The sequence below is a fragment of the Paenibacillus beijingensis genome (genome assembly GCF_000961095.1).
Lineage (GTDB): Bacteria > Bacillota > Bacilli > Paenibacillales > Paenibacillaceae > Paenibacillus_O > Paenibacillus_O beijingensis.
The window spans coordinates 2,125,694-2,140,958 of record NZ_CP011058.1 but is presented as its reverse complement, the minus strand read 5'-3'; the positions used below and the strand labels follow the sequence as shown (position 1 = coordinate 2,140,958).

Annotated in this window: 12 protein-coding genes; 4 read left to right on the top strand and 8 right to left on the bottom strand. The window is 54.0% G+C overall.

Features of this window, described 5'->3' with window-relative positions; all coding sequences use genetic code 11:
• Positions 1 to 31: 31 nt before the first annotated feature.
• On the bottom strand, positions 32 to 1,042 hold the full coding sequence (locus tag VN24_RS09520; RefSeq protein ID WP_148505355.1) for an ABC transporter permease: 1,011 nt from the start codon (positions 1,040 to 1,042) through the stop codon (positions 32 to 34).
• Between the two features lie 57 nt (positions 1,043 to 1,099).
• The gene (locus tag VN24_RS09515) at positions 1,100 to 2,536 is read right to left on the bottom strand and encodes an amidase (RefSeq protein WP_045670215.1); all 1,437 of its coding nucleotides are present in this window, start codon (positions 2,534 to 2,536) and stop codon (positions 1,100 to 1,102) included.
• A gap of 273 nt (positions 2,537 to 2,809) precedes the next feature.
• Between VN24_RS09515 and VN24_RS09510 the strand changes: the two genes are divergently transcribed.
• Positions 2,810 to 3,817: a LysR family transcriptional regulator gene (locus VN24_RS09510; RefSeq protein ID WP_045670214.1), complete on the top strand. Its 1,008-nt coding sequence runs from the start codon at positions 2,810 to 2,812 to the stop codon at positions 3,815 to 3,817.
• Between the two features lie 27 nt (positions 3,818 to 3,844).
• Here VN24_RS09510 and VN24_RS09505 read toward each other — a convergent pair whose 3' ends face one another.
• Complete coding sequence (locus tag VN24_RS09505) at positions 3,845 to 4,561, bottom strand: maleate cis-trans isomerase family protein (RefSeq protein WP_045670213.1); 717 nt, start codon at positions 4,559 to 4,561, stop codon at positions 3,845 to 3,847.
• A 262-nt stretch (positions 4,562 to 4,823) separates the two neighbouring features.
• Positions 4,824 to 6,437: a PucR family transcriptional regulator gene (locus tag VN24_RS09500; protein ID WP_045670212.1), complete on the bottom strand. Its 1,614-nt coding sequence runs from the start codon at positions 6,435 to 6,437 to the stop codon at positions 4,824 to 4,826.
• A gap of 199 nt (positions 6,438 to 6,636) precedes the next feature.
• Between VN24_RS09500 and gabT the strand changes: the two genes are divergently transcribed.
• The 3 genes from gabT (at position 6,637) to VN24_RS09485 (ending at position 9,915) form a co-directional block, all read left to right on the top strand.
• Entirely contained in the window at positions 6,637 to 7,992 is a 1,356-nt protein-coding gene (gabT, locus tag VN24_RS09495) for a 4-aminobutyrate--2-oxoglutarate transaminase (protein WP_045670211.1), read from the top strand.
• Positions 7,993 to 8,002: 10 nt separating this feature from the next.
• Positions 8,003 to 9,430 carry an aldehyde dehydrogenase family protein gene (locus VN24_RS09490; RefSeq protein WP_045670210.1) on the top strand — a complete coding sequence of 476 codons (1,428 nt, stop codon included), beginning with the start codon at positions 8,003 to 8,005 and terminating at the stop codon, positions 9,428 to 9,430.
• A gap of 167 nt (positions 9,431 to 9,597) precedes the next feature.
• On the top strand, positions 9,598 to 9,915 hold the full coding sequence (locus VN24_RS09485) for a hypothetical protein (protein WP_045670209.1): 318 nt from the start codon (positions 9,598 to 9,600) through the stop codon (positions 9,913 to 9,915).
• A gap of 294 nt (positions 9,916 to 10,209) precedes the next feature.
• Here the strand turns inward: VN24_RS09485 and VN24_RS09480 are convergent, their stop codons facing one another.
• Genes VN24_RS09480 through VN24_RS09465 form a run of 4 tightly spaced genes read right to left on the bottom strand, consistent with a single transcriptional unit; the run spans position 10,210 to position 15,253 of the window.
• The gene (locus VN24_RS09480) at positions 10,210 to 11,202 is read right to left on the bottom strand and encodes a MetQ/NlpA family ABC transporter substrate-binding protein (protein WP_238590872.1); all 993 of its coding nucleotides are present in this window, start codon (positions 11,200 to 11,202) and stop codon (positions 10,210 to 10,212) included.
• Positions 11,203 to 11,236: 34 nt separating this feature from the next.
• Entirely contained in the window at positions 11,237 to 12,337 is a 1,101-nt protein-coding gene (locus tag VN24_RS09475) for an LLM class flavin-dependent oxidoreductase (protein ID WP_045670208.1), read from the bottom strand.
• Positions 12,334 to 13,794, bottom strand: a complete 1,461-nt coding sequence (locus VN24_RS09470) for a 4-hydroxyphenylacetate 3-hydroxylase family protein (protein WP_045670207.1) — start codon at positions 13,792 to 13,794, stop codon at positions 12,334 to 12,336. The genes VN24_RS09475 and VN24_RS09470 overlap by 4 nt, the downstream gene beginning before the upstream one ends.
• Positions 13,748 to 15,253, bottom strand: a complete 1,506-nt coding sequence (locus VN24_RS09465; protein ID WP_045670206.1) for a 4-hydroxyphenylacetate 3-hydroxylase family protein — start codon at positions 15,251 to 15,253, stop codon at positions 13,748 to 13,750. Before VN24_RS09465 ends, VN24_RS09470 begins: the two co-directional genes overlap by 47 nt.
• Positions 15,254 to 15,265 lie beyond the last annotated feature (12 nt).

The following is a 15,265-nucleotide window of genomic DNA, read 5'->3' as shown; positions in this document are numbered from 1 at the left end:
CCATGGTGTCACCTCCTTAAACCGAAGTTCGTCAATCATAGCGGACTCGTGGGTCAATCAAGCCGTAAATCACGTCGACCGCCAAATTCGTAAAGCTGATGATCAAGGCGCTCATCAGGGTAAATGCCTGGATGGGCGCATAATCCGTCGCGAGAATGGACTCGGTAATATAGCTGCCCACACCCGGCCAGGAGAAGATCGTCTCCGTCACGACGGCGCCGCCCAGCAAGAGACCGAACTGCACGCCGATAACGGTCAACGTCGGGAGCAGTGCGTTAACGAGCGCATGCTTCATCACAACCGTACGTTCATAAATTCCTTTGGCTCTTGCCGTGCGGATGAAATCTTGGCTGATAACCTCCAGCATGCTCGATCTCACCATCCGGGAAATAATAGCCATCATCCCGGTGCTGAGCACAATCGCAGGCAGAGCGAGATGGGCGAGTGCTTGTCCGAGCACCGGAATGTTCCATGTGAGCAGGCTGTCGACGACATACAAGCCGGTTATAGACGTCGGTGGACTGATGCCGTTCCCCAATCTCCCCAGAGGTGCAGGGAACCAGTTCAATCTGGAGTAAAACACATAAATCAGAATGAGAGCCAGCCAGAACGAAGGAACGCAAGATCCGATCAAAGAGAACACCCGAGAAATATGGTCGACGATCGATTCTTTCTTCGTTGCCGCAATGATTCCGACCGGAAGCGCAATAACAAGCGCAACGATGAAGCTGGCCAGCGTCAGCTCAATGGTTGCCGGCAGGCGGGTCGCAAAGTCGGACAACACGCTGTGGCCCGTATGCCAGGCAAAACCGAAGTCCCCTTGAAACAATCGGGCGACATAATGGATAAATTGCAGATACAGGGGCTCATTCAAACCCATATCGTTGCGGATCTTCTCCAGAACATCATCGGGAGCTTCCGTACCGGCGATCATCAAGGCGGGATCCCCCGGAAGGATTCGGGTAAGAAAGAACGTGATGAATACAATTCCGATAAGGACCGGAATCATATAGAGCAGTCTGCGCAGTATATAGAGAGCTATCTCCCTCACCCTCCTTGTACATATTCGAGCTTCAGTTTAACCGTCATGATGCTTTGCTTAAGCGTCGTAACGTTCAACCAGTGCGTTCAATTGCGGCAGCCACGGACGAGCCTCTTCGAAGGCGCTGGAAGCACGCAGGACAACTTCGTCTGCCAAATGTCCGCCGATCAATTGCAAGCCGACCGGAAGTCCGGTATTCGTCCACCCTGCAGGAAGAGAAGCTGCCGGGAAGCCGGTGATATTGGCGATGCAGTTAAAGGAAGACCAGTGGTTGTCCGGCACGCTCCTGCCGTCGATTTCCGTCGGGCCGTAAGTGCCAACCTTGAATGCCGGGGCAAACAGTGCAGGAACAATCAACAAATCATAATTTTCCATAAATCTTCTCATCGTAATGTTGATCGCTTGTCTGTCCATTGCCGCTGAGGTGAGCTGATCGTCCGTCCATACCCGGTTGACGGTATTCACGAAATTCGGATCCATGTAGTCGCCATATTCTTGCGCCATCTTCCGCAGTCCGGCGAAATCCGTATCACGGGCAATCAATCCGGCGAAGTATTGAGACGGGTTGGAGATTCCGGGATGCGTCTCTTCAACATGGCAGCCCAGTTGTTCAAATACTTTCACCGCTTCTAATGTAATGCGGCGCACTTCCGGATCGACCGTCGCATAACCGGCATCGACGCTCCATGCGATTCGCAGATCTTTAATGTCTTTATTCTGAATGATCTTCATGTAGTCGAGCGTGCCCGGAAGGCTGTGCCGGTCCATGTGGCTCGGTCCGCTCATAATGCTCAGCATCAGTGCGCTGTCTTCCACAGTACGTGTCAACGGCCCGATAACCTCAAGCGTTTCCCAGCTGCTTCCGCCCGGAAATTTCGGATCACGGCAGCCAGGATACAGCGGCACCCGGCCGAAGGATGGCTTAAACCCGTAAACGCCCGTCAAGCTTGCAGGATTGCGGATCGAACCGCCGCCGTCGCTGCCGACCGTCAGCGAGCCCATGCCCGTTACGACTGCGACAGCGGAACCGCCGCTGGAACCGCCCGGGGTCAGTTCGGTGTTCCATGGATTGCGGATATTGCCAAATACCTTGTTAATGCCCCGATAACCGAACTCCGGAACGTTTGTCTTCCCGACGACAATGCCGCCGGCATTCTTCAAACGTTCCACGCTGATGTCATCTTCATCCGGAATGTAATTCTCAAATGCCTTTGAACCGAAAGCGGTGCGAATTCCTTTCGTCAGCACCAAGTCCTTGACGTGGAAGGGAACGCCGTGAAGCGGCCCGACTTCTTCGCCGTTCATAATTTGCTGTTCCGCTTGTTTCGCCGCTGCCATTGCATGTTCTTCATCCAGCTGACAGAAAGCGTTCAGCACCGGATTTAGTCTATGAATTCGGTCGAACACCTGCCCGACGATTTCAACCGGCGACACTTCGCGATCACGTACCAGTTTTGCTTGCTGCGCCCCTGTCAGGGCATATAATCTTACCATACTCAATAGCTCTCCTCACTCCAACCAGTTGTCTGCTTCCGAAGTCTGCGTAAGCGTCTGGAGGTATGTTATCATTTCTGACAACACATTATCATACTTCATAAAGGGTTGAATAATAAAAAAATTAAATATAACGTCTGCAGGGCTGCTTCGCAGCGATTGCCAAACTCGGCGAAATGAGCGTCTCTTATGCCGGAAATGCCCGTCCCTGACGTTCAAAAATAGTCAAGAAAAATGTATAATGGATAAAGAAAATGCAAGAGGGGTGAGACCATGGACTTGATGGATTTGCATGCTTTGGTTACGGTCGTCCGAGAGAAAAGTATATCCAAAGCATCACAGGTATTGCATTTATCTCAACCCGCGTTGACCATCCGAATTAAAAAGCTGGAACAAGAGCTTGGATTCGTTTTATTGGAACGAACTCGAAGCGGGGTCAAATTGACCAAGCAAGGCGCTTCGATTATTCATAATGCCGCAAAGGCGATTCAACAAATGAATGCAATGTCGAAATTCGAAGACAACTCCAGCTTGATCAATCAGATCAAATTGCTTCATCCGGAGCTGGATGACATCGGCGAAACGTTCGCCGACAATGGCAACAACCTGAAGGTCGGCATTGCGGTCCCGCTCGGATGGACGTTGTTCAAACCGATTACGAACCGCCTGCGCAGCTTGGATCCGAACCTGAAGTACCACATGCTGTCGGATTCGAACGAAGTGATCCTGCAATTGCTCCAGCTCGGAGACATCGATTTGGGTATCGTTCCCTACTTCGAGCCAAAGCAAGGGCTCGAATCCATCCCGATCATGCGCGACGAGATGCTGCTGCTCGGTCCCAAAAACGAAGACAGGCTGGATATCGACAATTCTGAAGGCATGGCTGCATTGCTCGACAAGACATTCTTCGTCTTCTATTCCAATCAGCCGCTGCGATTGATGATTAATGAAGTGATGTTGAAATTAATGGGGAATGTTCCGAAGGATATTCGCAATATTAACGATACGGGCATCATTCTTAAAATGGTTTCCGACGGGCTGGGCTACACCATCTGTCCGAGCTCATTCATGTACGATACGATGGAATTCTTTCACTCTCTCTATGGGCCGGATGACTTACCGAGCCTATTGCAGCATGAAACGGTTCCATTCCAAATTTATCGTCTGGGCAAGGATTATCCGTCCCGAACGATCCAGATGATCTATCCTGCTTCTTTCCCTTACCGTCATCTCTTGCAAGTCAGTTCCGATACAAGCCAAATATACGGTAGAAGGGATTAAGCCTTCTACCGTATATTGTTGTACCTCTTATTTGCCCGCGAGCAGCCGTCCCCAGCCTTGTATGCCCGCATTGTCCAGTCCGGACAACCGAAGCGTCTGCCACAAGGTCGCCGCAGCCGTATCGAAAACGGGAACACCGTATTCATCTTCCAGCGATGCTGCCAGATGCGCAGCCCGCATATTCGTCCCGGACAAAACGATCGCATCCGTTCCGGGTACGAACGACTCTTTGACAGCCGTTAAGATCTGCTCGTCCGTAATGGAACTGCTCAGCTTGTTCATCTTCACGTTGAAGTTGCGGTGCCCCGTGCACTCGAAGCCTTGCTTCCTGTACTGTTCGATCACCTGCGCCGTCACTTCGTCCACCAGCGGTGTGACGAGACAGTAAGTTCCGATTTTGTACAAGCGCAGAGCTTGGAGCAGGGACAGGATCGAAGTCGTCGCGGGAATGGAAGTCAGCTCGGTAATCGCCGTGCATAACGCCTGATCCGATTGTTCGCCCAGCCAGCCGCCGGACGTTGCGTTGTAGGCGATCACGTCTACGCCTGCATCCGCCAGCAGAGAAGCGGCCTCCAGCAGCGACTCCGTATCGGATTCGCCCCGCTTGTTCTCCCCGATCAGGATCCGGGTCAATTTAAACCGTGTGAAATGGACGGAAACCTCGCTCAAGGAAGACGCCATGGCCGCTGTGACAGGCTCAACAACCGTGTTCGACGACGGCGTAAGCATTCCGATTTTTTTCATGATGGACCTCCTTAAGTTTTTCCGAAGGAAAAACACTTCGTAAGCATAAGCTTAAGTTTTTCCGAAGGAAAAACACTTCGTAAGCATAAGCTTAAGTTTTTCCGAAGGAAAAACACTTCGTAAGCATATGCTCTTTTGTTGTGCCTAATATTAGCACGATTCCGCCGAGCGCAGTCATAGAAAATGTAAATAGCAGAAAGAAGATCGTCCATCTCTTCCCACACTAGCAAACGGGTCAAGGAAAGGACGATCTTTTTTGTTTTTACGCTTTGGCTTCCCGCTGATTCGTAAGCGAAGCGATGCGAACGGCCAGCTGCAGATGAAATTGCGTTTCCGTATCGCTTAGGTCGAAATCCCCGAGCGCAATGATGCGGTCTAACCGGTAGCGCAATGTTTTGGGGTGGATGTTTAACTCATCGGCCGTTTTTTTCAGATGAAAGCCAAGGCTCGCGAACTTGAGCAGCGTCTGGACGAGCACGTCGCCGTTTTTGCTGCTCTGCAGCGGTCCGAGCATTTTTTCGAGAAAAGACGAACGCGCTTCCGTATCGCCCAGCAGGATGCGGGGAACGAGCAGCTCCTGATAGCGATGGAGCTGGCCGAATTTCAAATGAGGCAGGATCGAGCATGCTTCCTTATATCCCTGACGGACATTGTCGAACCCGCGGTGCGGCAGACTGACGGCAAAGGTGAGATCGGGAGCCTGAAAAGTCTGCCAAATCTGCTCTGCCGGTAAACGTTCCGGAAGCAGGAATACAATTTGGTTTTGGATCAAAGAAAGTACCGCCGGCATTCGAAGCTCCTGCAGTCTCCGCTTTAGTTTCTCCGCCAACTGCTCACGCTTTACAATTCCTTCGCGCGTCATCGGAACCGGAGACGCCATGACGATCATGCCGACGGAATAAACGGCTTCCGGATCGAAGCCGAGCAGTCCGGCCCGGCGCATCGCTTGGGGACTCGGACTGAACTGTCCTTCCAGCAAGGAATCGAGAAAGGAATAGCCGAGCTGCGCTTCCAGCGATGCGAGCGCCCGCTGCTGTGAAATATGCAGCGCCATGACGATGGCGGCGAACTGGGCGGCGCGCCTGTCCAATTCATTGAGCGGCTGTTGTTCTTCCATAATCCGCAGCAGGCCGACAAGTTCCCGCTTAATATAGATGGGACATACGAACTGTTCGGGCAATCCGGTTTCCGCTGCGGCAGGAATTCGTTTCGGCTGAGAGAGTGAGCGCAGGGAGATGGGCGATTCCGGATCTTCCATCAGAGCCTGAAACTCATGCGGATTCCATGCCTGCTCCTCTTGATTCCAGTGACCTGACGAAGCTTCATCCTTCTTATCGTAATGGGCCAGAAGCTGACCCTCCGGATGCTGGATCATTACCTTTCGTTCAATCAGCCTGCCGAGCGTAACGGCGATATCCTGCAGACTTGCCGCATCGAGTGCGATCCGGATTAATTCCTGATGAATAAACTCCGATTTCTCCTGCAGCTTGTAATGAAAGGATAGGATCGAATTGAGAATTTCTTCCGTAATGGAGTTGAATTGAACCTCCCAAGGGATTTCGATCAGCGGAAACTGCAGCTCTTCCGCTGCGGCGCAAGCGGCTGCCGGCATTTCGTTAAAATAATGAGGCACGGCGAGGCCTACCCCGGCCAAACCGCGCTTGGACAGCTCGGTAATAAGCGTTTTCTGCTGCTCCTGGTCATGAGGCCAAGCGTATCCGGTGGTGAGCAGGAAATCACCCGAGCGGACCCAGGGGAGAGGGTCGGGCAAATCGACAATATGGACCCAGCGGACGGTCCGCTCGATCCCCTCCTCGCCGGCAACGATTCGGGCTTGTTTCAGTGACGGAAGCTGTAAAGCGTCGGCCAGTTTCATGATGGGCTCTCCAATCTGATAGGTGGATAATTAGTCGTGAACATTATCCATGAGGGATGAATAGCAAAATAAAAACTATCTCTATAAGCAATAGAATTCCATATGTATTCATCCTACAATGGTAATGTGATCTTGCGTTACGGCATTATTTTTACCTACTATAAATTCTTTCAAAATGATTGTAAAGGAGTTCATAGCCATGCAATTAACGCGAAAATTCGTATCCGTTTCCTCGAATTTACCCGGCGACCGTACCCGGGAGCTGTTGGAAAAAAGAAAGTCATTCGTGCCGAGAGGTATCGGCAACTCGGCTCCCGTTTTTGTCCAAAAGGCGGAAGGGGCTCTGCTGCACGATGTGGACGGTCATGTCTTCCTGGATTTTGCCGGCGCGATTGGCACGCTGAATGCCGGGCATTGTCCGCCCGAGGTCGTGGAGGCAGTGAAAAAGCAGGCAGAGCAGTACATTCACACTTGTTTTCATGTCGCCATGTATGAACCGTATATCGCACTGGCCGAGAAACTCGCGCAGATCACGCCGGGGCAATTTCCGAAAAAGACGATCTTTCTGAACAGCGGGGCGGAAGCGGTCGAGAACGCGGTGAAAATCGCCCGGAAATATACGGGGAAACCGGGGATTGTTTCGTTTTCCCGCGGATTTCACGGGCGCACGCTGCTCGGCATGTCGTTAACGAGCAAGGTGAAGCCTTATAAATTTCAGATGGGCCCCTTTGCTCCGGCAATTTACAAGGCCCAATATCCATATCCGTCCAACCGTCCCGAAGGGATGTCGGAGCAGGAGTACGCGTTATATTGCGTCCGGCAATTCGAAGACTTTCTTTATACGGAGGCGGCGCCGGAAGAACTGGCGGCCGTCATCATGGAGCCCGTGCAGGGAGAGGGCGGTTTTATCGTTCCTCCCAAAACGTTTGTGCAAGGCGTTTATGAAATCTGCAAGAAACACGACATTCTCTTTATTGCCGACGAAATTCAGACGGGCTTCGGACGTACGGGCGAAATGTTTGCGTCCACGCATTTTGAGATCGAGCCGGATCTGATGACGATGTCCAAATCGATTGCGGCGGGCTTGCCGATTAGCGCGGTCACCGGCCGCGCGGAGATTATGGATGCGCCGGGTCCCGGGGAGATCGGGGGAACGTACGGAGGCAGTCCGCTCGGTTGTGCCGCCGCTCTGGCTGTAATCGAGAAAATGGAACGCGAGTCGCTTGTAGCCAGATCGCGCAAGATCGGAGAAACGATTACGAATTATTTTATCAACCTGCAGCAATCATTTCCGATCATAGCGGATGTACGCGGACTTGGGGCGATGTGCGCCGTCGAGTTCGTTTTTCCGGAGACAAAGGAGCCGGCTAAGGCGTTTGTGGCGGCGCTGCAGCACGGTTGCTACGAAGCCGGCGTTATTATTTTGAACGCGGGGGTACACGGGAATGTCATTCGTTTCTTGACACCGCTTGTCATTACAGATGAGCAGCTGGAGGAAGGGCTCGGCATTATAGGCGAAGTGTTTCACAAACTTTACGCGCAGGTTGGAAAGTAGGGGATGTTCGGTGAAATGGGACTTGTTTATTAACGGGCAGCGGAAAGAAGCGGCCAGGTATGAACCATTATACTCTCCTTATTCGGGAGAAAAGATTGCAGAAGTGGCCCAAGCGGATGAACTCGAAACCTCTTTAGCCATTGAAGCTGCGGAGGCGGCTGCGGCAACAATGGCCAAAATGCCCGCACACCAGCGCGCGGCCATCTTAAGCAACACGGTTGCCATTCTGGAGCGCAGAAAAGAGGAGCTTGTCCGTATTTTGGCGCTGGAAGCGGCCAAGCCGGTTCGGACGGCAAGAGGCGAGATTGACCGCACCATTCAGACCTACAAATTCGCCGTCATGGAAGCGAGCCGTATCCATGGAGAGACGGTGCCTCTCGATGCGGCTCCGGGAGGAGAAGGGAGAATGGCGTTTACGCTGCGCAAGCCGCTCGGTATCGTCGGAGCCATTACCCCGTTCAATTTTCCTTTCAATCTGGTTGCCCATAAAGTGGGTCCGGCCATTGCGGCCGGCAATACGATCGTGCTGAAGCCGGCGAGCCAAACTCCGCTTTCCTCGCTTGTGCTCGCTGAAATTTTTCAGGAGGCGGGGCTTCCGGACGGGGCGCTGAACGTTGTGCCCGGCCCAGGTTCGGTTGTAGGGGAAAAGCTGGTAAGCGATCCTCGCGTCAAAGCCGTTACGTTTACAGGCAGCCCGGCTGTCGGCATCGCGATGAAAAACAAAGCCGGCCTGAAACGCGTCATATTGGAGCTTGGCTCCAATTCGGGGCTGATTATTGACCAGGGGTACGAAATCACAGAGGAATTAATCAGCCGATGCGTACTCGGCGCCTTTTCCTTCAGCGGCCAGGTTTGCATTTCGATTCAACGCATTTATGTCCACGAGAGCAATTTCGACGAGTTTGTGCGCAAATTCAAATTGCAGACGGAGAAATTGACCGTTGGCGATCCGCTGGATGAAGCGACCGATGTTTCGGCGTTGATCAGCGAGAAGGAAGTTCGCCGAATCCAGGATTGGGTTGACAGCGCAGCCGCAAGCGGGGCGCAGGTCATCACGGGCGGCAAGGCGCTGAATTCCCGGATGTTTCCTCCGACTATCCTGAGTGGCGTGGCAGCGGATGAGCCGGTCTCCTGCCAGGAAGTGTTCGGTCCCGTTGTAACGGTAGCTCCTTTTGCCTCGCTGGAGCAGGCGATCGCGGAAGTGAACAACTCCCGTTACGGATTACAGGCGGGCATTTATACTAACGATATCCATGCCGCGATGAAAGCCGCCGAAGAATTGGAGGTGGGCGGGGTCATGATCAACGATTTTCCCACGTTCCGTGTCGACAACATGCCCTACGGGGGAGTGAAGGAAAGCGGCTTCGGACGCGAAGGAATCAAATACGCCGTCGAAGAAATGACGGAGCTGAAGCTCATTTCGATCAAGCTGAAATAAGGGGCTAGGGGGCTCTCCCGGAAGTGGTTGCATGAATGAGCAAGTGTTAGCATGAATGTGCAAGTCCCGAATGTGACGCAAAAGGACCTCCAATTCCACTGGCAAAGCGGAGCTGGAGATCCTGTTTGCTTTGTGCTTGGCAGAGCCCGCGATAAGGAGCGAACCCCGTGGTCAGTCCGCGCCTTCTCGCGGTCACCTCCGCGATTACTCCGCCGTTGTCTACGGCATCACTCGCGGTCGAACCTCGCAAAACCGCGGTTGCCTACGGCATCACCCACATACGCCCTCGCAAAACCGCGATTGCCTACGGCTTCTCTCACGGACGAATCTTTCAAACCTGCAAATGTACAGTTTTTATCGATCAAAATCGTTTGTCGGAAGGGAAAAGCTGCAAATATGCAGGAATTCAAAGCTTTTATAGCCTGAAATGCGACTGGGCCGGCGAAAAAATGTATTTTCGCAGGAATTTTCACTTGGTGGATTAATAACGAGAAAAAAGATGTACGAACGCATGTATTTCAAAATTTACTTCGACGCTTTCTGCAATTCAGAGGAAGATTTGGCTGATAGCGGCTAAGTCTGCATTTCAAGGGAAAATTCGGCTGATAGCGGCTAAATTCCATGTACAGAAGCGGCTAAGTATCATGTGCAGCAAGCGGCTGAGTAGCATGTTCAGCGGTTGCTTAGTTCCATGTGCTGCAGTGTGATGCTATGTTCAAAGAATACCTGTTCGAGAACGCTTCGAGAAGGCTTCGAGAACGCTTCGTTATTAGTCGTTATTAGCTTTTCATATAATCCGGCTGGACAAAGCCTTTGAACTTGGTTTCCGTCAACTGCTTGAACTCTGCGGATTTGTAGGCGTCCTCGATGTCCTTCACGAACTGCTTGTCTTTGTCGGCTGTCTTGACTGCGACGATATTCATGTAATGACCCGGGATTTGTTCGAGACCGAGCGACTGATCCAGCGTCAGCCCGGAAGCAAGCGCAAAGTTGCCGTTAATGAACGAGAAGTCGGCCGATTCCAAGGATCGCGGCAGCTGGGCGGCTTCCAGCGGCAGCAGCTTAATGTTTTTGATGTTTTCGGCGACGTCTTTCTCGGAAACTTTAATCGGGTCAACGCCGTCTTTTAACTTGAGCCAGCCGAACTGCTGCATCATGACAAGCGCTCGTGACTGGTTGGCCGGATCGTTCGGAAGTGCGACTTCTGTGCCCGCGCCGGCTTCATCAAGCGACTGATGCTTCTTGGAATAGATGCCGATCGGAGCAGTCGGCACTTGCAGCAAATTGGTCAATTCCAGGTTCCGTTCAGCAGCAAACCGCTCCAGATAAATGCTGTGCTGAAACACGTTCGCATCCAGGTCGCCGTTCGCGAGCGCCAGATTGGGCTGAATGTAATCGTTGAACTCGACGATATTCACGGTGTAGCCTTTCTTTTCAAGAATCGGCTTGATGCCCAGCTTAATTTGGTCGCTGTATGGACCGGCGGTCGCACCGAAGGTGATCGTTTTCTTCTCGTTCGTGCCGCTGCTTTGTTCGGAAGCGGACTGATTTTGACCCGCATCCGCACCCGCACTCGCTGCTGATTCATTTTGGGTGTTTGTTTTCTGTCCGCCGCATGCCGTAAGGAGCAGCGCGAACAGGAGGGTGGCGATCAATAAGGACAGTGGTCTCGTCAAAGGATTGGTCAAAGGATTGGTCAAAGGATTGGTCAAAGGTTTCATCAAAGGTTTCATCAAAGGTCTGGTCAAAGGTTTCGTCAATGGTTTCTTCATAAAATGAACTCCTATCTGTTCGTTAAATGAACTCCTATCGATTCGTTGGGATGGAAGCGGTGGAGCTTGCATCCAGGCCGGAGGCCGGCCGGCTATCCCGGATAAGGGGCAGCACATGATCGTGAAAATGAACCGTTTCCTGCAGCGGGAACCGGTAGGCGGTCAGCAGCATCTGAACGCCGGCGCTTTCAAGCTCCTTGATTTTGCGGGCGACCTGATCGTAAGAGCCGATCAGCCCCGTCCGGAAGCCTTCGTTGTTGGCGACGAAATCGCTGACGGACGAGGCGTTGCCCCACATCCCTTTGGCGCCTTTCGCCCTTTCCTGAAATTGCCGGATCGCGGCGCGGTCGGCCAGCTCAAGGATGCGGTCATACTCCGCCCGTGCTTCCTGCTCCGTTTCTCTCGCGACAACGAACGCATTGACCGCAAACCGGACCGTCCGGCCGTGCGAGGAGGCGATGCCGCTCACCTCCCGGATCTGCTCCTTAATCTCATCGAGCGGCGCTCCGTTCATAAAGTACCAATCCGACAATCTGCCGGCCATGCTGCGCGCCGCTTGTGAGTTGCCCCCTTGAAAAATGGCCGGGTACGGACGCTGATACGGAAAAGGACGGATGCGTCCTTCCTTGATGCTGTAATACCGGCCTTCGAAGGAGAACGTTTCCTGTTGCCAGAGCCCCTTCAAAATTTCGAGGTACTCCTCCGACCGTGCATATCGCTCCTCATGCGCGATCCAGGGCAGGCCGAACATTTCCTGCTCCTCCTGAAACCAGCCGGTCACCAGATTGACGTGCCACCGGCCCGAGCTGATATGGTCGATCGTCGCACCCATCTTGGCCAGCGTAACCGGCGGAATGAATCCCGGCAGCACCGCGCTGATGAACCGGATCCGCTCGGTCGATGCCGCGAGCGCCGCGGCCGTTGTGACCGGGTCAAGCTGCCCGGTCGCCGAATCGCCGCCGCCGATGCCGCCGATATAACGGACGGGCAGCAGCATCGCGTCGTAGCCGAGCCGGTCCGCAAGCTGAGCGAGTTTCAAGTTGTACGCGTAGCTTGCATCCCTGTCCTGCTCGATGGCAGAGCGCAGAAATCCGCCTGCAATATTCGAACCCCAAAGCGCAACCTGGATGCTCATCGCAGAACCGCCTCGCCGTTGCCGATCAGCTTCCACACCGGGTCGGTCAGTGATGCTTTGTCATACCCGGTATACTGGGCGGCGTATGTTCTTACCGGATCGCCCGAGTAAAAAATTTCGTACAGCTCGTGGCGCGACCCGAGCGGACTCGCGATCAAATCCCACGCCAGCTTGAACAGCCGCGTCCGTTCTTTCGCGTCAACCGAAGCGCCGCGGTAATATTTTTGCACCAGATGCCCGATCGGCCCGTTCAATTCGGCGAGCGTGGACGGCGTCTGCATCAATCCGCCCGCGCTAATATGCTGGAGGATGCTGATCGCCCGCGGATAATAACGGCTTCCTAAGTTGCGGGCGGTCGCGAGCGGTTCGGTGGCCGGAAGCCATACGCCCGTCCCGGCGTCCGGCTCCGCCTGCTCTTCGGAAACGGCAAGCAGCGCCTTGACCGTATTCAGCTGAATCAGCAGCTCACCCAGTTTTTCCTGCACATGAAGATGGTGCGCTACGCCGATCGTCGTCGCGATTTCATGACCCAAAGCCGCGACGAATTCGAGCTTGCTGATGAGCCGGACGACCGTCTGATGCTGGCTCAGGGCGACGACCGCGGGATCCATTCGCATGTTCCAGATCGCTTCCGGGTCGTCTTTAATGAACACGCGTTCCGACGGGATGAACACTTCGTCGAAGATAAGAACGGCGTCCATCTCGTCATAGCGCGAGCTGAGCGGATGCTCCTCCGCTTGTTCCGAAGCGAACGGCTCCCGGCAGACGAGGTGAAGACCGGGCGTGCCCACCGGAACGGCGAACATCGTCGCATACAGCTTGTCTTTGTCCGATCTGCGGTGAAAAGGATAAATGAACACTTCGTCCACGTAAGGGGCGGCGGTGGCGATCATTTTGGCGCCGCTCACCCAGATGCCGTCCTCCGATTCTTTGACTATGCGCAGGTAAGCGTCCGGATCGGAAGATTCGGACGGGCCTTTGGAACGGTCGATTTGCGGATCGTGAAAGGCCGTCGTCGACAGCAGATCGAGGTCACGGCTTTGCTCGAAGTATCGGGATATTTTATCCGCAAAATGGTCCGACGCACCGCCCAAACGGCTGCGGCTTGCATACCATCCGGTCAGCAGCGAGCGGGAATATTCGGACAAACGGCTCATCATGCCGAAGGTGGCGTCCGACCAAACCTTGAACGCCTCATGCCTGCGGCGGATGTCTTCTTTGCTTGAAGGAACAAGGAATGCCGAATTCACGCGCTTGCCGCTCGTCGGACTGACGAATGTCAGCGCATCCTGCGTCTCAGGCGCCTCCTGCAAATCGATCAGCGAGGCGACCGTATCGACCGTGCCTTTGAAAGCAGGGTGGCTTGCAACGTCGGCGACCGCTTCACCTTCCAACCACACCTTCCGGCCGTCACTGAGGCGTGAACGATAGTTGCTGCCTGCCGATAGTTGGCTCACCGCTTTCAGCCTCCTTTCCGTAATGGGCTTGACGGAACTGCCGCATTCGTCTTTCCAGATCGGATTTATCGGCGTTCACATATTGATTGGCGTAGGTCCGGACCGGATCGCCCGCATAGAAACGCTCGTACAGCTCATGACGGGAGCCGAGTTGGCTGCCTGCCAAATCCCAAGCCAGTTTAAACAGCCGTACTTTATCGTCCGCGCCCACTTGTTTTCCGGCATAATAGGTGTGCATCAAATCCTTGAGCGGACCGCTGAGCTCCTCAAGACGGGAAGGGACCTGCATGAAGCCGCCGGCGCCGATCAGCTGCAAAATTTCAAGTGCCCGCGGATAATACCGGGTGCCCAAATTTCGCGCCGTTTCGATCGGAACGAGGTCCGGCAGCTCGATTCCGGCTTCGCTGCGGCTGCTTTGGAGCTCGGAGGCGAGCAGCAGTCCCTTGATGCTTTCCGTCTGAATAATGAGCTCGCCGAGCTTTTCCTGCACGTGCTGGAAGCCATCGGCGCCGATCGACTGGGCGACCGCAACGGACACCCCGGTTACAAATTCGAGCTTAGACAACAGCCTCACAACGGTTTGATGGAATGCAAGCGCGCCGGCCGTCTCATTCATACGCAGCTTCCAGACGCCCTCGGTGCTACCCTTCAAAAATACGCGTTCCCACGGAACGAGCACATCGTCGAAAAACAGCACGGCATCCATCTCATCGTATTTGGAGCTTAAGGGATAATCATCGCCGCTAAACTTGGCGAAAGAATCTCGGCAGACGATATGCAGCCCGGGAAGATTGGCAGGAACGATGAGGAAATGGGCGTATTCGCTTTCGGTTTCTTTCAGACGGTAGTACGGATAAACGAGAAAATCGTGGGCGTACGGCCCAGCGGTAGCAATCATCTTTGCACCCCGAACGATGACGCCCTCTTCCGTTTCGCCGACGATACGAAGCACCGAATCGGGATTGCGGTGCTCGCCGGGGCTCTTCGTGCGGTCGATCTGCGGGTCGAGCAGCGCCGTCGTCAGAAAGGAATCGTTGTCCCTCGCATGTTCGTAATAACGCGTTATTTTATCTGCGAAATGCGGGTCATACGGCGTAAATTCATGGCGCGCCGCATACCAGCCGGTCACGAGCGACCGGGCGAATTCGGACAGACGGCTCATAACGCCGTTCGTTTCGTCCGCCCAGTGCGCAAACGCCGCTCTGCGCCGGATCAGATCCTCCCGCTCATAGGGCACCAGAAACGCGTTGTGGGCGTAAACGCCGGTCGCCTCGTTTTTAAACCCGATCCGCTCTTGAAGCTGTTTGTCATCGAGCGTATCGAACAGCTTCCGGATTGTGTCCAAAGTGCCTTGGAACGCCGGGTGCGCCGTCACATCGTCCAGACGTTTCCCTTCAAACCAAACGCTGCGGCCGTCGCGCAAGCTTTCGATAAATCTCTCACCCCGTGTAAGTGGCATGGTTGCCTCCTC